Annotated in this window: 6 protein-coding genes; all 6 read right to left on the bottom strand. The window is 72.2% G+C overall.

Features of this window, described 5'->3' with window-relative positions; translation table 11 throughout:
• Nucleotides 1-81: 81 nt before the first annotated feature.
• Nucleotides 82-1,188, bottom strand: a complete 1,107-nt coding sequence (locus AC4BDD_RS30385; protein ID WP_490688692.1) for an alpha/beta fold hydrolase — start codon at nucleotides 1,186-1,188, stop codon at nucleotides 82-84.
• Nucleotides 1,185-3,650 (bottom strand): thioester reductase domain-containing protein, encoded by a 2,466-nt coding sequence (locus tag AC4BDD_RS30380; protein ID WP_490688691.1) that lies wholly within the window; start codon nucleotides 3,648-3,650, stop codon nucleotides 1,185-1,187. The genes AC4BDD_RS30385 and AC4BDD_RS30380 overlap by 4 nt, the downstream gene beginning before the upstream one ends.
• Nucleotides 3,647-15,100: an HAD-IIIC family phosphatase gene (locus AC4BDD_RS30375; RefSeq protein ID WP_490688690.1), complete on the bottom strand. Its 11,454-nt coding sequence runs from the start codon at nucleotides 15,098-15,100 to the stop codon at nucleotides 3,647-3,649. The genes AC4BDD_RS30380 and AC4BDD_RS30375 overlap by 4 nt, the downstream gene beginning before the upstream one ends.
• 555 nt (nucleotides 15,101-15,655) lie before the next feature.
• On the bottom strand, nucleotides 15,656-16,156 hold the full coding sequence (locus AC4BDD_RS30370; protein ID WP_490688689.1) for a hypothetical protein: 501 nt from the start codon (nucleotides 16,154-16,156) through the stop codon (nucleotides 15,656-15,658).
• Nucleotides 16,157-16,347: 191 nt separating this feature from the next.
• Nucleotides 16,348-17,631: a vWA domain-containing protein gene (locus tag AC4BDD_RS30365; RefSeq protein WP_490691981.1), complete on the bottom strand. Its 1,284-nt coding sequence runs from the start codon at nucleotides 17,629-17,631 to the stop codon at nucleotides 16,348-16,350.
• Nucleotides 17,632-17,774: 143 nt separating this feature from the next.
• Nucleotides 17,775-19,082: a sigma 54-interacting transcriptional regulator gene (locus AC4BDD_RS30360; protein ID WP_490688688.1), complete on the bottom strand. Its 1,308-nt coding sequence runs from the start codon at nucleotides 19,080-19,082 to the stop codon at nucleotides 17,775-17,777.
• Nucleotides 19,083-19,116 lie beyond the last annotated feature (34 nt).

Genomic DNA, 19,116 nt, shown 5'->3' with positions numbered 1-19,116 from the left:
CCGTTCCCGAGAAGCGGAAAGGGTCCGCCGACGCCGTCGGCGGACCCTCAGGTGAGACCGAGGTCAGTGATCCGCGAGCCCTCAGAGAGTCGCGGCGGATCTCTCGTCGAGGAAGTCGACGATGTGGCCGAAAACGTCCAGGGCGGCACCGCGGCCGATGAAGGGGTCCATGTGGCCGTAGCCCGGAATCTCGATGTACCGGACGTCAAGGTCCGGGTAGCGGCTGGACAGGATGTCGTAGCACAGCTCGTTTGAATCGTGAAAGGTCTTGTTGTCACTGCCGGCGAGCAGCAGGACGGGGCAGTCGATGCGATCTGCGCTGTCCAGGGCGTTCTCCGGCAGTTGGCCATAGCCTTGGGCCGTGTTCCAGGGCATCGCCGTGTGGGCCAGTTCCATGCGCCGCAGGTGCGGGCTGATCCAGGTGGGCGCGGCGCCGAACAGCTGGGCGAGCCGATCGTGGGTCGTCTCGTGCAGGTTCTCGTGGACGTAGAGTGACGCGCCCATACCCCAGGCGGAGTTGTGCAGGATGTGGCAGGTGGGGTCGTCGCATTCGGCGGCCGAGAGGGAGGCCAGCGCGAAGACCGGCGTGTAGCGCGAGCGGAAGCCCACCTTGCTGAAGTCGACCGGGAGGTGGGTCCAGCGGGAGCGGCCCCACTCGCTGCCGAGGTGGCCGAGCACCCGGGACCTCGCGGAGTACTTCGGCGTCATGAAGAGCCCCTGGGCCACCACGCCGGCGAGACCGGGCACCAGGCCGGCCGTCATACTCATCGACAGCGACAGCGCTCCGAGACAGTGGGCGACCACGAACAGCCGGCGCCCGCCGATCCGGTCGCGGATGTACGACACCGCCTCCGGGATGTCGTAGAGCGCCACGTCGTCGAAGGTGTACCGGACGCGGCCCTCGTTGTGCGGCAGGCGGCAGCTGCCCCGCCAGTCCAGCAGCCACGGTTCGTAGCCCGCGCTGAGCAGGACGTCCACCATGTTGCGGGTCTCGGGGAGCACGAACATGTCAGCCGAAGCCGTGAGGCCGTGCAGGAGCAGGACCACGGGACGGTCGGTGCCGGTCTCCTCGGCGGGAGTGTTGGCGGTCAGCCGGCACAGGCCGAGCTCCGTGCCGTCGGATGCCCGGAACGGGATCTGCTCGACGCTGACGCGGTCCATCGGGGCATAGAGCGGTCGCAGTGTCATCGGAGGTTTTTCCTGTCCTTTTCCCACTTCGAGAGCTTGGCCTGGTACCTGTCCTTGTCGCGGTCGATGGCGTCCGGGCGCAGATCGAGCAGTTCGGCGCCGGCGCGCAGGGTGGGCTCCAGCAGGCCCTGGCCCAGCTGCGCGCCGAACCAGCCCAGCCAGCTGAGCTTGGCGACCCGCTGCTCCCGCATCGACAGATCGGGATTGACCCGGATGCCGTCTATCTGCTCTCGCTTGTAGGACTTCTTCGGCACCTTCATCGTTCCGGCCAGGCTCGCCGGTTCGCCCTCGCGGCCGGCGCGGATGGTGAGGGTGCGCGCCTGCTCCATGTAGTTGAAACGGGCCCGGGCTGTCTTCCAGCCCTCCAGCCACCAGCCGTTTCCGTCGGAGTCGCGCAGGGCCAGGCGGTAGCGCAGCAGGGGGTGCTCCATGCCGTGGCGGTGCGGCACTCCCTCGTGGGGGCGGACCCAGATCTCGCCGTCATCGACGGTCAGCGGATCCGCGTGCAGCAGGGAACAGGAGACCGTGCCGCGTACGTCGATGGAGCGGTGCTGCACGAGTTGGTACATGCTGGCGATCGACAGGGTCAGCGCGAAGGTGCAGCGGATGTCGGGCTCGCCGTCGACCGGGCCCACCTTGCCGCGCATCGTCTCCCGGAACCACAGGTACGGCGGGTCGTCACGGCTGGGCAGGATCACCAGGCCGTCACGGGCCATTCGCTCGTAGCTCTTCAGCCGGGCCTGCGCGTCGACGCGGGCAGGCGGTGGCAGTTTGTGCCGGGCGACGAACGCCTCGGTCCGCTCCCCCGTCGCCTGCGGGGCCGTGACGCTCGCCTCGACGAGCTTCTGGCCGGCGGGGTTGCGCAGCACCCTGGCCATGAATTCCAGTTCGGGGACCGGATCGGCCTCGGTACGGGCCAGGAAGTCCTTCAGCCAGGCCTCCCACGGCAGCACCCGTACGTTCAGGCCACCGAGCTCCTGATCGCGGACCATCTCGGTGAGAGTGTCCGGCCGTCCCGTGAGGTGGTAGTTCTGGCCCCAGCCGCTCGGCTCGCAGATCACCGCGGTCGCGATGCGGCTCACCCAGTCCACCGGGGCGGCGTTCGAGTAGTTGATCTTGGGCACGACGCGGTAGCGGGAGGTGGCGGAGAACAGGCCCGTGTTGATGTCGTGCGGGTTGTAGGCACCGGTGCGGGTGTGACCGACGATGCCGCCAGGGCGCAGGAACGTCGCCTTCAGGCCACGGTCACGGGCTCGCCTGAGCGCTGCCTCGGCCGCCCACTTCGACTTGTCGTACCCCGCAGTCAGCCGGTCCACATGTGCCACGGGGTCGTCCTCGCCCATCGAGGCGATGCCGATCTCGTTGAACACGGCGATCGACGAAATGTGGTGCAGCGGCTTGGGCCGTCCGGTCATCGCGAGTTCGGCGAGGGACAGCACGCCGAGGACGTTGGTCCGGCGCAGCGACGGGTAGCCGCGCAGGAAGTCCACGGCCGCCCCCACGCTGACCACCGAGTCGAGTTCGCCGGCCAGCTGTCCCCACTGCTCATCCGTCAGCCCGAGTCGGGGCTGGCGCAGGTCGCCGGGGAGGACCGTGACCCGGCGCCGGATCTCGGCCGACCAGGGGAGGGAGAAGCTTGCGAGGCCCTTGGCCAGGCGCCGTTCAGCGTCCTCCTCGCTGTCCCCGCGCACCAGGCAGACGACGTGTGCGTCGCTGTGCCGCAGCAGGTCGAGCAGCATGTGGCCGCCCAGGAAGCCGGTGGCACCGGTCAGCAGGACGCGGCGCGGCGCGATCGGTTCCGGGTCGCCGCACCAGGGAAGCTGATCCGCACGTGCGAGGTCGGCCATGATGAGGGCCAGGTCCTCGGCATGGTCGTCGAGCGCGGGGAGCGTCTCGTCCGGCGCGACGGGATCGGTCGGCACGAGTTCGGTGCCGGGAGACGCCGTCGTGGTGGCGGTCGGCACGGAGGCCACGGGAAGCTCGGGGACTCGGGTGGTCGCCGGCACCTCGGGCAGGGTGCGTTTGGTCAGACTGCCCAGCCAGCGCTGAGCGAGGCGCCGGGGCCTGGCGTCGGCGAAGACGTCGTCCAGGCTGAGCTTGATGTCCAGGTCACGGTCGAGCGCGGCGACGAGTCGCACGGCGTCCACCGAGCTGGCACCGGCGTCGAAGAGATCGGTCTCGGCGTCGATCTCCTTGATGTCCAGCAGCGTGACCGCCTTGGAGACGATGGCCTTGGCAAGCTGCTCCAGACCCCAGGCCGGTGCGCCGTTGCCCGCGCCCTCCGCGTCGTTCGCGCCGTCCACCGACTGCGTCGGCGGCTCCGACGGCTGAAAACGCGCCAGCAGACCGGCGACCGCGGCGGCCCCGCGCGGACCGCTTTCGATCAGTTCTCCCTCGTACTGCCGGTCCACCTCGTGGTTCCGGGCCGGTACGTTGCCACCCGGATCGGGGCTGGGTTTCATGCGGTTGCCTCCACGGTTTCGTCTGTTGTGGCGTCCCATGAGCGGAAGTCTCGGAGCCGGTCCACCGGGACCAGTGCCTCCAGGCGCGGCGCCTCAGGGTCCCCGCCGCCCAGGGCGGCCACCAGCCGGCGTACGGGGATGTTGCGGGGGGTACGCTCGGCGATCATGCGCACGGTCGGGCAGCCCAGGGCTTCGGCTCGGTCTGCCAGCCAGCCGAGAACCCGTTCCTCACCACCGCGGCCGAGCACCCGACAGCTCATCATCCAGCCCAGGACCTCGAGCGTCTCGCCGTCGGGGCGGATCACCACGACGGCGATCTGCCCGTAGTCGCCGAATCTGTCCCGCGCCCGGACGGTCCACACCTCGCCGTCCTGTTGCCGGCGCGTCAGTTCCGCCTCGTCCACCTTCACCGGGCGGAGGTTGAACTGGTTGGTGCGCCGGGCCAGTTGGACGGAACGTTCCATCGTGTCGGGGTTGAGAAGCTGGAAGTCCATTTCCAGGTTCAGCCGCTCCAGGAAGTCGGCGAAGCCGGTCCGGGAACGTGCTTCCTGGCGCACCTTCTCCTGCCGGTAGAAGTCCGCCCGCGCGGCGTCCTCCTGTGTGGCGGCGCGCGGGGTGACCGGCCAGAGCCTGGTCAGGAACTCCGGCAGGCCTTCTCCGGGCGGGCAGGTCACGCAGAGCACCTCGGGCAGAGCCGCCCTCATCCTGGCGATCTCGGTCGGGTTGTCGTCGAGGAACAGACACGTGTCCAGGCCGAGCCCGAGTTCCTCCGCGACTGCCTTCAGGCGCGCGGGCTTGGGTGTCCAACCGGCGGAGATCACGCTGAAATGCTCGGCGCCGAGCAGACTGTCGGGCCGGTCGAGTACGGCACGTACGGTGGCCTCGTCGTTGTTGGAGACCAGCACCAGCAGGACACCGGCGGCACGCCACTGCAGCAGTCGGCGGGCAAGCTGTCCGCGGGCGCCCGTGAGTCCGACGTGCTCCGGCCCGTCCTCCCCCGCGATGCCGTCCCAGAGGGTCTCGTCGCCGTCCACCGCGATCACCTTCGGCGGAGTGCGGCGGGAGGCCTGCACCAGTTCGGCGAGGGCGAGCGCCACCGCGGCCTGGAACTCCGTCCGGAACGGCAGGTGCGCCAGTGCGTCCGTCTCGGCGTCGAACGGGTCGGCGAAGTCAGCGCCGCTGAAGCTCTCCGGTCCCAGTACCGCGATGCCGGCCTGGTCCCGGAGCCGGGAGATCACCTGCTCCTCCCAGTCCCGGAGCCTCTCCTCGGCCGAGTGGGCGGGAAGGAAGCCGACGATCACCGGCCTCTTCGTGCGTTCGGCCAACGCGCGCAGGGCTGCCGGGTACTCCTCGCCCAGTTCGGCCAGGAACGCGTCACTGATTTCGCCGAAGCGCCCCAGGTCGGCGGCGCGCAGCAGGACGACGGCCGCCGCGGCCGACGGATCGCAGAGCACGCCGGACGGGTCGTGCAGCGCGGCCAGCACCTGGTGGTACGGCGCTTCGGCGACGGTGAGTCCGGTGCCCTCGAGAGCGAGGTCGAGGAGCGCGGGGAAGTTGCCCAGGGCGAAGGTGGCCGCGACAGCGACGGACCGGGGTGCCGAGGAGCGGGACGGGGGTGCGGGCAACGGTTCCGGCGTGAGCGCCGCCGTCCCGATCTCCCTCGACGCCGGCTTGGTTTCCCTCGACGCCGGCACCACCGACGCCGCCGCCTGACGCAGCGGGAGGGTGCCCACCGTGCCCGTGCCCGCCTGGCCGATCACCGCCTCGATCAGGTCGAGGAAGTCCCCGCCGAACCGGGCGCAGCTGGAGCTGTCGAGGATGTCCACGTTGTAGTCGAGCCGCATGTGGCCCAGGTCCGGCGACACACTGATCATCAGATCGAGGTCGGAGTGGCCGGTGCCCGCGGGGAGCATCTCCAGTCCCGGCAGCTTCAGGCCGCGTGGCGGCAGGTAGTTGAAGTAGACCTCGACCAAGGGCGCGTTCTCGCGGTACAGCCCCTCCGCTACCAGCGTGGTCATCGTGTCCGAGAAGGAGCTGCCCTTTTCGAGATGCGTGCCCAGACGGTGGTCGGTCCGGCGCAACACCTCGGCCACCGGCTCGTCCGGGGCGGCCTCGGCGGGGAACGGTATCGGGACTCCGAAGAACCCGACCGCGTCGAGCGCTTCCGCGTGCATCCGGGTGTCCACCGGAACCGCCAGCACGAACCGGCTGCGCTCCCGCAGACGGGCGAGGAACATGGTCAGCGTGCCCAGCCAGAAGGCGGCCGGGGTGATCCCAAGGCGTCGTGCCTCGGCTCCGACCCGCTCGGAGAGCCCATCGGGGACCTCCACGACCTCGGTCGCCGCGCGGTAGGACCGCTCCGCGGGGCGGGGCTTGGCCAGGGTCAGATCCAGCCTGCCGACCCCGGAGAACCACTCGCGCGGCTGCGCCGCCGAGGCCTCCACGCCGTCCGTCTCCTGCCGCGCCGGCTGTGCCCGCATCAGACCGTCGAGGTCGTCCAGGGAGGGAGCGGACGGCAGGATCTCACCGTTGAGTTCCGCGCCGATCTCTGCCGCCACCAGCGCGAGTGAGGGCAGATCGGACACTGCGTGGTGCGCGCCGTAGAGCAGTACCTGCTTCCCCGACGGGTACTCCAGCAGCTCGAACCGCCACAGCGGCGCCACGGCGAGGTCGAACGGTGGTGCCAGGAGCTCGCGCAGTCGCTGGTCCGGGTCGGTGTCCTGATCGACGGGCGACCATCGCAGCGGTGTTCCGGGGAGGCTCTGCCCGACCTCCAGCTGGAGGCCGTGCTCAGGGTCCGCGACGATCGCCGTGCGCAGGGCCGCGTGCCGGGCGGCGAGGTTGCCCAGTACTCCGTTCAGCCGTTCCCGGCTGACCGGGGTGGTGAGCCGCACGGCGAAGCCGATGTTGTGGGCGCCTCCCGGGGTGCCCTGCTGCTCCGTGCGCAGCAGTCGTATGACGTCACGGGTCGCCGGGTACCGCACGGTTCCGTCGGCATCCGCCACGCCGAGCGGCTCGACGCCTCCGTGGCCCTTGCCCTTCCCGGGCGCAAGCGGCTCCCCGGTCTCCGCGCCGGTCCGGCTGTCCAGGATCCGGTCCACGATGTCCGTGACACTCGCCCCGCCGAGCAACGCCGCCACCGGCAGTGCCACGTCGAAGTCGGCCTCCACCAGACCTCGGGTGCGCATGGCCGTCGCCGAGTCGATACCCAGCTTGTTGAGCGGGGCCGAGACGTTCAGCTGGTCGGCGTCGAAACCCAGCAGTGCCGCGACATGGTGCCGCACCCGGTCCGTCACCCGCGCCCGGGAGCCAGGGGCCGCTGTGCGGAGTTCCGCGCGATCCTCGGCCCAGGTGCGCTCGGCGTCGGTGACCTCGCCGGCGGGCGGCGGGGTTCCCGGTGCCGCCGCCTGCGATCCGGCGGCACCGGGGACGCGCGAGATCCAGTAGCTGCCCGACTCGAAGGCGGTTGCGGGCAGCGGCACCATCCGGCGCCGCTCGGTGTGCAGCGCGTGCCAGGGCACCCGGACCCCGCGCACCCACAGCGCGGCCAGTTCCTCCAGGGCGCGGTCCCCGGCGAGCCCGGCGAGGAAGGCTTCGCCACGGCTGCGGGAGAGGATGAAGGCCAGCGGGTCGGGGTCCTCGTCGGCGTTGCCCCGGTACAGCGGTACGGACACCGGACCGCCCGCGAGGTGCTCGGCGAGCGCCCGCACGAGTTCGGCGCGGTCGGTGACGACCACGGCGAGCCGCTCGGGCAGCGGTTCCCGGCCCAGCTGCGTGGTGTGGGCGAGGTCGGCGAGGCTCACGGTGCCGTCCGCGTCGGGCAGGGCCGCCAGGTGGTCGTGCAGCCGCCGTACCGCCGTCGCGAGGCCTTCCGCGGTCCGGGCGGAGACGACGACCACCTGCGCCGCGGTGTCCGGTGCGGCGGGCGCGGGCGCGGCGGCGGCCGGCGGTGCCTCGACCACCATGCTGACGTGGCTGCCGCCCGCCGCCACGCAGTTGATGAGTGCGCGGCGGGGCCGGGAGCGGCCGTCGGTGTCCGCGGCGCCGTCGGCCGGCCAGTCGGTGAGCTCGTCGCACAGCCGCAGCGGCGAACCGTCCAGCTCCAGGCGGGGGTTGGTGGTGCCGACGGCGACGAGCGGTGCGATCTGGCCGTGCTGGAGCTGGAGGACGACCTTGGTGAGCTGGGCGATGCCGGAGGCGGCCTCGGGGTGGCCGAGGTTGGACTTCACGGTGCCGACCGGGACGGTGTCGCGGACGTCGGCGAACACCTCGCGCAGCGCGCGCAGTTCGACCTCGTCGAAGAACGAGGTGCCGTTGGCGGCGGCTTCGACGTAGCTGATGTCCGCCGGCGCGGCGCCGGCCCGCTCCAGGGCGCGCCGGATGGTGGCGACCTGGGTGCGGTGGCTCGGCGTCATGAAGCCGCCTGAGCGGCCGCTGTGCAGCGAGGCGGTGCTCTTGATGACGGCGTGCACGGTGTCGCCGTCGCGCAGGGCGGCCTCCAGCGGCTTGAGCAGGACGGCGCCGACCGCCTCGGCGGGCAGGTAGCCGTCGCCGTCGCGGAAGCTGCGCGCGCCCGGGTCGGTCCCGAGCAGTTGCAGCTCGCCGAGGGCCAGGTACTTGTCGGGGTGGGGGGTCAGGTTGACGCCTCCGGCCACGGCCAGCTCGCACTCGCCGCGCAGCAGGTCGGCACAGGCCAGGTGCATGGCCATGGCGGAGGAGGTGCACATGCTGTCCACCGCCAGGCTCGGACCCTCCAGGCCGAAGAAGTGGGAGACGCGGTTGGCGATGAGGTTGTAGGAGGCGGCCGAGGTGAGCGCCGCGAGGGTGGGGTCCTGCGCGGCGTCCGCCCGGTACATCTGGTAGGCGGCTCCGACGTAGACCCCGACGCGCCGCCGGTAGCGCCGTTCGACGACCTCCTGGGTGACGCCGCCCTGCTCCAGCAGGTGCCACACCGTCTCCAGGAACAGCCGCTGCTGCGGATCCATCACGGCGGCCTGGCGGGGCGAGACGCCGAAGTGCAGCGGGTCGAAGCGGTCGATGCCGTCGAGGAACGCGCCCCACTGGGCCCGGCCGCCGGTGTCCCAGCGATCGGCCGGCACCTCGGTGACGCAGTCCCGGCCCTCGCGCAGCGCCGACCAGAACTCCGCCACGTCCTCGGCGTGCGGGTAGCGGCCGCTGATGCCGATGACGGCGATGTCCTGGCCGCGGTGGTCCTGCTCGTGCCGGACCGGTGAGGGGGCCTGCGCGGCGCGCGGGACCGCGGCGGCCCGGGACGGTGCGGGGGTTGCCGCTGCCTGGTGCCGTGCGGGGGCCTCGGCGGCCTGAGCCCGTGCGGGGGCTACGGCGGGCTGGGACCGAGCGGGGGCCTCGGCGGCCGGGGGCTCGCCGACGAGGCTCCGCAGCTCCCGCGGGTACTCGGCGGCGAGGTGGCGGGCGAGAGCGCGCACGGTCTGCACCTCGAACAGCAGTGTCCGCGACAGCGGACCGAAGCACTCCTCCAGCGGCTGGAGCATGGACACGGCGAGCACCGAGTCCATGCCGTAGCGCTCCAGCGGTGTGTCGGGGTCCAGCCGCTCGGGACCGAGCTTGAGGCCCGGCGCCACCATCCGCCGCAGGTGGGCGACGGCGCGCTCTTCGAGCACCGGTGCCGCGGTCTCGGCGGCGGAGGGCGCGGGGTCGTGGTCGGCAGGAGCGGGGGCGGGGGCCGCGAGCGCGGTCCCGCTCGCCGGGGCCGACGCCACGGGTGCGCCCTCGGTCGCCCCGTCCGGCGCGTGACCGTCCGTCAGCTTGGCCAGCAGGGCCTCGCGACGGCCCGCGACGACCAGCAGCCTGCCGTCCCTGCGGACGTCCTCGTCGGCAACTGCGAACCGCAGGGCGGCCAGGCCGCGTTCGGTGTCGAGCGGGGCGAGCCCGGCGGCGCCCAGCTGCGCGCGGACCGTGTCGTCCGCGCCCATGCCGCCCTCGTCCCACAGCGGCCATCCGACGGACACCGTACGGCCGCTGCGCAGACCCGCGTCGACGAGCCGGTTGCGGTGGCCGGCGTAGGCGTCCATGAACGCGTTGGCGGTGGCGTAGTCGCTCTGGCCGGGGTTGCCGAAGGCGCCTGCGATCGAGGAGAAGCAGACGAACAGCTCGAGCGGCTGCTCGCGCGTCAGCTCGTCAAGGTTGACCAGACCGGCCACCTTGGGGGCGAGGACGCGCTCCAGTTCCTCGGCGCTCTTGCGGACGACGAAGTTGTCGTGGAGGACGCCGGCGGCGTGCAGCACGCCGGTCAGCGGGCCGTGCTCGTCGGCGATGCGGGCCAGCAGGCCGGCAACGGCGGGCCGGTCGGCGATGTCGACACGCCGGTGGTCGACGGTCAGGCCCGCGGCGCGCAGGGCGTCCAGCTCGGCGCGCTGCTCCCCGGTCAGCGGGGATCGCCCGGCGAGGACCACGGTGGCACGGCCGACGGTGGCGGCGATGTCCCGGGCCGTGATCAGGCCGAGTCCGCCGACGCCGCCGGTGATGAGGTAGACGCCGCCCTCCCGCCAGGGCGCCGGTGCGGGCCGGGAGGTTGCTTCGGCCAGGCGGCGCACCAGGCGGTGGCCGCCTCGGTGGTGCACCTCCGGCTCGGGGCCGGAGGCCGCCTCGGCTGCGAGGCGGGCGGCGACGGTGGCGGGCGAGGCGCCGTCCAGGCACTCCACGTACTGGGTGTGCAGCTTGGGGTTCTCCAGGTGGGCCGTGCGCAGCAGCCCCGCCAGACCGGTGAGGCAGGCCGGTTCGCCGGCGTCCGCGGTGCCGACGGAGACGACCTGCAGCAGGGTGGGTCGACGCAGGCCGCGCTCCAGGAGCTCGCGGATCAGCGTGAACAGTCCGCGTGCCGCCTCGGTGTACTGACGGTCCGGCGGGCCGTCGGCGAGGCCGAGGACGGTGCAGGTCGCATCGGCGGGCAGGGCGGCCCGCAGGGCGCCGCGGTCGGCGTCGGTGAGCCGGCCGACCACCACGACGTGCCGTTCGGCGAACGGCTCGGCGGGCGTATCCGGCATGGCGGCGCGCGCGGTCCACTCGGGCCGCAGCAGCACGACGTCAGGGGTGTCGCCGCCGCCCGCGGAACGGTGCGGTGCGCCCTCGGTGTCGAGGTCGAGCCAGTAGCGCTCGCGGGCGAAGGGGTAGCCGGGCAGGCTGATGCGGCGCACGGGGGTGCCTGCGGGCCGGGCGTGCTCCCACTCCACCACGGCGCCGTCGGCCCACAGCGCCAGCAGCGTCTCGTAGGAGCCCTGCCGCGTCCAGGCGGCCAGGGCGGAGCGTACGGCGTCACCGTCGGCGGCACGGTCCGGGCGGACGCTGCCGCGGGCCCAGGGGCCGGTCCCGGCAGGATCGGCGGCGAAGGCGGCGAGCCGCTCGCGGGCCTCGGCGAGGGAGGTCGCGGCGAAGGCGAGGCGCTCCTCCAGGGCCATGCGTCCGATCTGCAGGGTCCAGGCCGCGGAGGGGAGGTCGGTGTCGGTCAGCCCGCCGAGCCGGGCGTGCAGGCGGCGGGCCTGCTCGACGAGCTGGGCCTCGCTCTTGGCGGAGAGCACGAACAGCTCGGGGCCGTCCGAGACGGGCGCGGGGCCGACGGGCTGCCGGTACTCGGCGATGACGACGTGGGCGTTGGAGCCGCCGCCGCCGAAGCTGGAGATTCCGGCGATGCGCGGCAGGGTGCGCCGTTCGCCGTCGCGGTCCACGACGGGCCGGTGCCAGGGCTCCAGCGTGCGCTGGACGCGCAGCGGGGTGCGGTCGAAGTCGATGTGCGGGTTGAGGGGCGTGGAGTGCAGACTCGGCACGAGCTCACCATGCCGCAGCTGGAGCAGCACCTTGGTGACTCCGGAGATGCCGGCGGCGCTCTCGCAGTGCCCGATGTTGGACTTCACCGAGCCGATCGCGAGCCGCTCGGGGCTGCCACCCACGCGGCGGAAGGCCTGCTGCAGGCCGGAGACCTCGATGGGGTCGCCGAGGGACGTACCGGTGCCGTGCGCTTCGAGGTAGCTCAGGGAGCGCGGGTCGACACCGGCGGCGGTGAGCGCCTCGGCGATGACCTCGCCCTGCGCTACCGGGGTGGGCACCGAGTAGCCGCTGGTGCGCCCGCCGTGGTTGATGGCGGTCCCCTTGATGACGCCGTGGATCTGGTCACCGTCGGCGATGGCCCGCTCCAGCGGCTTGAGCAGGACGGCGCCGACGCCCTCGCCGGGCACGTAGCCGTCGCCGCCCTCACCGAAGCTGCGGCACCGGCCGTCGCTGGAGAGGAAGTTGCGCTGCCCGAGCATCAGGTACTTGTTGGGGTGCACGGTGAGATTGACGCCGCCGGCGAGGGCGGTGTCGCACTGCCCACTGCGGATGGCCTCGCAGGCGAGGTGGATGGAGGTGAGACTGGACGAACACATGGTGTCCACGGCCAGGCTCGGGCCGTGGAAGTCGTAGAAGTACGACACCCGGTTGGCGACCGTGGAGGAGCTGCCGAAGAGGGCGTCGGGCCTGCCGCGCTCCTGTGCCTGCGCGCCGAGGAGCTGGTACTCGTTGTACATCACGCCGACGAACACGCCGACCTTGGCGTTGCGGGACAGGCGGTCGGGGGTGTACCCGGCGTCCTCCAGGGTGTGGTGGGCGCACTGGAGGAAGAGACGCTCCTGCGGGTCGAGGTAGTCGGCCGCCAGCAGGGATATGTGGAAGAACAGTGGGTCGAAGCGGTCGATGTCGTCGAGGAATCCGCCCCAGGTGCCGGCTCCGGCATCCGCGTAGCGCTGCTGGTTCCAGCGATCGGCTGGGATCTGACGGATGCAGTCCCGGCCCGAGCGCAGGTTCTGCCAGAACTCGTCCAGGTCGGCGGCCTCCGGGTAGCGGCCGCTGACGCCGATGATCGCGATGTCGCCGGGGCGCACGGCGTCCGGCCCGACCGCGTCGTCGGAGGACCCGGCCACGGCGCCGGAAGGCCCTACCGCGCCGCCGGAAGACGCCGGCACGGTGCCGGCAGACCCGATCGCGTCGTCGGAAGAGGAGTCCCGCAGGCGACGTGTGGACAGGCCGGTCAGTTCCACGCACACACGGCCGTGCTCGTCGAGGACGGTGACGTCGAGCCGTGCCGCCGTGGTCTGGGTGGCGCTGCCGGGCCGGTGGCGGATCCACGCGTACGCGGTGGTGGAGGTGGCGGCGACGGCTTCGGCGCGTTCGAGGGCGAAGGGCAGCGCGAGGCCGACCGACCGGCCATCGCTCTCCTCCGCGAGCCACAGTCCCATCGTGGCCTGGAGGGCGCCGTCGAGGATGCTCGGGTGCATCAGACCGGCGACCCCGAGGGGCTCCGCCTCAGCGGGCAGGCGCAGTTCGGCCAGGACCTGGGGGCGTCCGTCGGGGTCGGTGCCGACGCGCAGCCGGGCGACCGACCGCTGGGAGGGGCCGTAGACCAGCCCCATGCCGTCGTAGAGCCCGTAGATGTGTGCGCCGGTGTGGACGGCATCGGCGCAAGCGGCGCGCAGGTCGTCGAGGAGGGGCGGGGGCTGCGGGGCGTCCTGGGCAAGGGCCGCGCGCCCCTGGCTGCACAGGGTGGTGTCACCTCGTTCGTCCACGCTGTGGATCTCGTACGTGCAGCCGCCCGCGGTGGTCGAGCCTACGCGCACCCGCAGCACGAGCCCGTCGGGGCCGCAGGCGGCGGGCCGCAGCCACACCACGTCGGTGAGCCGGACGGCGGCGGCGTCGCCCTGTCCGAGCGCCCTCGCGGCAGCCACCCGGGCCATCTCCAGCTGGGCGACTCCGGGCAGGACCTTTCCGCCCTGCACCTGGTGGTCGCGCAGGCATGGCTCGTCGCCGGTGAAGCGTGTCTCGTACGTCGTGCCGTCGCCGTCGCCGGTGACGGTCCGGTGCAGCAGCGGATGGGGCCGCGCTGCCGGTGCCTGCCGTTCGGAGACGGCCGGGGTGCGCTGCTCGGTGATGGCCGGGGTGCGCTGCGCACGGCCGAGGTGTTCCGCGAGGGTCCGCAGGGTGTGGTGCGCTTGGAAGGCGTTGAGCGGGACGGCCAGGCCGAGGCGCGCGTTCATCCGGTCGGCCAGCTGCGCCAGGCCCCCCACGTCCAGCCCGAACTCGGCCAGCTCGGCGTCGGCGTGGAGTTCGGCGACGGGGACGCCTACGAGCGTGGAGACCTCTTCGGCGAGGGCGGCGTGCAGAGCGGAGTGCGCATCGTCGCTCCGGACGCCGGGCGTCGCGGGGGCAGCGGCAGCCGGAGCCGATGCCGGTGCCGGTGCCGGGGGGAGGGAAGTCGGCTCCCGATCGGGCGTGGCGGGAGCGGTGGGGGCGGTCGCCAGGATGTGCGGGGGCACTTGCGGCTCCAACCACTCCGCCAACTCCGCGACCGTCCGGTACTCGAACATCACCGTCGGCGACAACTCCACCGAAAGCCGCTCCTCCAACGCCGCGACGAGCGAGAGCAGATCAGCCGACGCTAACCCCAACTCGTAGTAGCCGAGCTCCACATCCACCTGGTCCGCGGCCACCTCCAGCCGAGCGGCCACCAACTCCTGCACCACCTCCGCCAGACCGCCCCCGGCCGGGGCAGCCACCGCGGGCGCCGCGGAAACCGGTGCCGGCAGGGTGGAGGCGTCGCCGCGGACATCGAGGGACGTCGCGGCGCGGACCCGCTTGGCCACGAACTGGCCCATCTCGGCGACCTTCGCGCCGGTGGCGTCGTAGAACTCCACGCTGAGCCGTATGAGTTCCTCGTCCCGGCGTACGGAGTCGGCGGCGACGCGGACGTAGGCGCGGCTGCCCAGCGCTCCGGTGGCGCGGAACCGCTCGAACATCAGCGGCAGGTAGAGGCCGGGACCGTCGTTGTCGGCGTACAGCATGCCGATGGCGACGCCACCGCCGAGGAGTCCCGCCTCGAACAGGGCCGGGTGGAAGAGGAACTCGGCGTTGGATCCTTGGTATTCGGGGGCGAGTTCCACTTCGGCGATCCAGTCGCCGGGCCGGTGGTGGACGACTCCGCTGATCTTCATCAGGCCGGAGTGGACCAGGTCGTACTCGCGGCACCAGGTGTAGATCTCGTCGAGCGTGGTGCGCCGGGTGGCCCCGTCGACCGGCAGCGGAAGCCGTTCGGTGAAGGTGACGGGGGCACAGCGGCGCACGGTCGCGACGGCGTGGAGAACGTCGACGGCGTCCTGGGGGCGTCGGCTGCGGACTTCGACGCGCCAGTCGCCGTCCGGCCCCCGGTGTCCCTCGACGGTGGTGAGGGCGCGCTCCGCGGACTCCACGACGAGCGGGGCGTGGATCGTGAGGTTGCGCAACTCCACGTCCTGCATGGGGTGGCCATGCCGGGCGAAGACCTGGAGGACCAGGTCCACGTAACCGACTCCGGGCATGAGGCTGCGTCCGTAGACGACGTGCCCGTGCAGCAGCGGGTTGTCGGCAGTGACAGTGAAGGTCTCGCTGAACGTGGTCGATTCGGTCATCGGTGTCCGTCCCGGAAGGAGCGTCAGGCCAGCGGGCAGCTTGGTGGGGCATAGCCGGTGGAAAACAGCCGGAGTTGCGCCACGGGAATCCTCGAATGCCTGGCGCATGGGCATGCAGAAAAGCGAGCAGCACCGATTCCCGATTAACCCCTTCAAGGGATCTCACTGAGAGTGGTCGACATCAGGAGTAAGAAGTCGAATGCTGTGTGGACAACACAAAGGAGAGCGGAAGTTCACCACTCAACTCGGGAGCGTGGAACGGAGGACAATCATGCGCATCACGTCTTTTGACGCTACGCCATGATTGCACTCACTTAATTCTCACTTGCCCCCGACTACCATGGCCGAACTCACCCCCGAGAGTTTTCGCAACCGTGATCGAACGAAACGTTAGATCATCCACTGCAAGCCGTCAACCATGATCCGCTGCCCAGAACCCGGTCCGTCCGGTTTCGGCCGGAGTATCCATGGCCAGGGGGATTTGGTGACTTGTTCGGGCGGCAAAGCGAAAAGGGCCCGCCGACTGGGTCGGCGGGCCCTTGAGAAGCGCCGAGGCTAGCCGGGGTTGCCGGCCTTCCAGCCTACATACCGGAATCCCGGAATCCTCTTGTAATTCGACTTGAAGTCGATAGCGCCGCCGGGGCCGAAGTTCGTGCCCCAGACGCCTCCCGAGCCGTCAGAAAGCCCTACGTGCCAGTTCCTTCCCCCATTGTCCCAGAAAACAAAGGACCCCTTCGGAGGCATGCCCGAGGTGTGCTTGGCGCCGTCCGATGACGTCCAGTGCGTCTTGGCCGAATGGTGGACGATGGATCGGTTCCACGCCTTGGCGACCGCCAGTTCGCAGTAACCGTTGTAGGACTTGTCGCCCTTCCGGTGGAGAAACCAGTTCATGGCTTCCATGACCGGGGAGCCGAACGCCTCCGCTGGAGCGGCCTTTCCGCGCTCGGGTGCGTCGGCTATCGCGGTTCCGGAAAGAGGGAGAGTCAGCGCAAGGCACGCGGCAGCGCTGATACCTATACGCGAGAATGTGGCCTTCTTGCGCTTGTCTGGCGTCATGTTGGGGCTCTTTCGTCAAGTTGTCCAGGAGGTAGGCGCCTTGGGCACCGTCCTGGCCCCGCCGCCAAGCCTCACGAAGGTTGGCGGGCGGCGCTCGCCGCGGCAGAGGCGGCAGCGAGCCGATGTGGTCGATCCCAGAAACTACAACAGAGCGCCCCGGGAACCCCGTTCGGGGTCCGACCTCGGGTTTCTCAGCTGATGGTGACGACGCGCGCCCAGGGCGGCGGGGTGTCCGGAAGGTAGTCGGGGTTCTCCTCGTCCACGGCGTCAGCGGGACGGGGGAAGAGACCGACGACGGTGCGGCAAGGCGGACGCTCGGAGGGCCACGGCGTCTGGCCGTCCGTCAGGGCGACGATCACATCCGGGCGTGGCCGGGAGCGGAGCGCCCGGGAGAAACCCGAGCGCAGATCCGTGCCCCCGCCACCGACCAGTTCGATGTTCTCGGCGCGGCAGAGCGGGACGGCGACCTCGGCCGCCGCGTCGCAGGAGATCACCGAGACCAGGTCGCGCCGCCCGCCCACCGCCCGCGAGATCGCCGCCACCTCCAGCAGCGCGCTGCCCAGCTCGGCGTCGCTCACCGACCCGGAGGTGTCGATCACGACGCAGACCCGTGGCGGGGTTCGGCGCAGGCTCGGCAGCAGCACCTCGGGGACACCGGCCGACCGCCGGGACGGGCGCCGGTAGCTGTGGTCCTCACCCGCCCCCGGCGCGGCCGCCGCCGAGCGGACCGCCGCACCCAGCAACTGCCGCCACGGCTGCGGCGGATGAAACGCCTCCGCAGCCCATCGGCGCCACCCCTCCGGCGCATCGCCCGGCCGGCCCTTGATCCCCTCGGCGACCCGGAAGCGGACCGCGTCCCGCTGCTGCCTGCTCAAGCCCTGTGCCCCGTCGGGTCCCAGCTCCCACGGCCGGTCCTGCCCGTCGGCACCGCTGCCGCAGTCCAGCCAGGCCAGGTCCGCGGCGAGCCCGGACATCGACGACCTCCGCAGGTACTCCTCCATCAGCAGCCCGTCGGGCAACCGCAGCAGTTTCGGCAGCACCGCTCCGGCAGGCAGGGGCAGACCGTCGCCGTAGATGTCGTCGTTGATCTCGAAGTCGGCGGCGATGTTCCGCCGCAGCCTCCCCCAGCCTTCGGCCGGGGGGACCCCCATCTCGCTCCTCCCCCAGCCTCCGGCCGGGGGTACCCCCATCTCGCTACGCTCGCCCGGGCCGTGTTTCTCGTGCTCCCGCGCATACCGCTCGCCGCGTCCGTGATGGTCCCGGAGCAGATGGGAGACCTCGTGCACCCAGACGCCCGCCAGCTCCTCCACCGGGGTGCGCGCCACGAATCCGGGGGAGACGTAGGCGCGCCAGTGCGCGTCCACCGCCATCGTCGGCACCGACCGGTCCTCCACCACGTGCAGTGCGAAGAGTGCGGCGGCCAGGTAAGGGCGGACCTTCACCGCGTGCAGCCGGGCGGCCAGCAGCTTGTCCATGTCCAGCGGCCGTCCGGGCGGGCTTGCCGGTCCGCCCGCTCCGTCCGGCCGCTTCGGCAGCGTGGCCCGCACCCGGCGCGGCGGCGGGGGCGGGGCCATCGGGTGCGGCAGCGGGCGCGTGCCCGGCCGCTTCGCGGCTCCCGTCATCGGCCTTCCTCCGCCGCACGCCCGGCGTCGGCCACCGCCGTGGCCCGCCCCACCGACCGGTCCGCGCGCTCGGCGAGACCGACCACCCCGGCCAGCCGCTCAATCGCCTCCGGTACCTCCCAGTCGTCGCGCCGCAGCGCGGCCAGCGCCGTCGCCGGGGCGACCAGCAGGTCCGCGGCCCCGGTCTCCAGCGCCCGGACCAGCACCGCCCAGCCCGCCTCCCACCGCTCCCGTTTCGGCCGCGCCCCGACGGCTGCCACCACCGCCTCCAGCGCCGCCTGACGCAGATCGCCGCGCACCGGCAGCTCGGCGGAGGCCGGATCGGCCAGCAGCGACTCCGGGTCCGGCAGGTCCATCCGGTCCAGGTAGGCGATGAGTTCGAGCCCCGGCCCGTCCCCCACCGCGCCTCGCACCAGCAGTGCCAGCACCTCCCGGGAGACGGAGGCCGCCGTGCCGAAGGCCAGCAGGGTCAAGGCGGCCTCCCAGCTGCGGGGCGAGGGCCAGGCACCGCCGCGCCGCGTCTCGGTGCTCGGCAGCCGGTGGATCAGCGTCGGCCGGGCTTCCAGGAAGCCGCAGACCGCGCGCCGGGCGAGAGCCACCGCCTCCGGCAGCCGCTCCGGCACCAGCCGGGGCAGCTCCGCCCGGGGCCAGACGCCGCCCAGCCCGCGCACCACCACCTCCCGGTCGTGCACCCAGTACAGGTGCACGAACCGGTTGGCCAGCGGCGGGCTCAGCTCCCAGCCGTCCGCCGCCGACGCGCGCGGATTGGCGGCGGCCACGATCCGTACCCCCGAGGGGAGTTGCAGCGCACCGACCTTCCGTTCCAGGACGACTCGGAGCAGTGCGGCCTGGACGGCCGGGGTGGCGGTGGAGAGCTCGTCCAGGAAGAGCAGTCCCCGCCCGGCCCGCACGAGTTCCACGGCCCACTGCGGCGGCGCCATCGGCACCCCCTGCACCGCCGGGTCGTCGCCGACGATGGGCAGCCCGGAGAAGTCGGAGGGCTCGTGGACGCTGGCGATCACGGTAGTCAGCGGCAGGTCGAGGGAGGTGGCGAGCTGGGTCAGGGCCGCGGTCTTGCCGATGCCCGGCTCGCCCCAGAGCAGCACGGGCAGGTCGGCCGCGACGGCCAGGGTGAGCGCTTCGAGCTGCTCGTCGGGACGCGGCTCGGTGGTGGTCGTCCGCAGGAGGGTCAGGAGGTCGTCGGCGAGGGCGAGGCGGGTGCCGGTTCCGCATACGTCGGCGGAGGCAGCGGCGGGGGTGCCGGCGTCCGGGAGCGGGGCGGGCAGGAGGGTGCTGGAGGTCATGGGCATCACCTGGGTGGAAAGAGGGGAACGGGAG

Source organism: Streptomyces sp. JLBT605, from assembly GCF_058215555.1.
The sequence above is the reverse complement of the archived record's forward strand: the minus strand, read 5'-3'. Positions and strand labels throughout refer to the sequence as shown.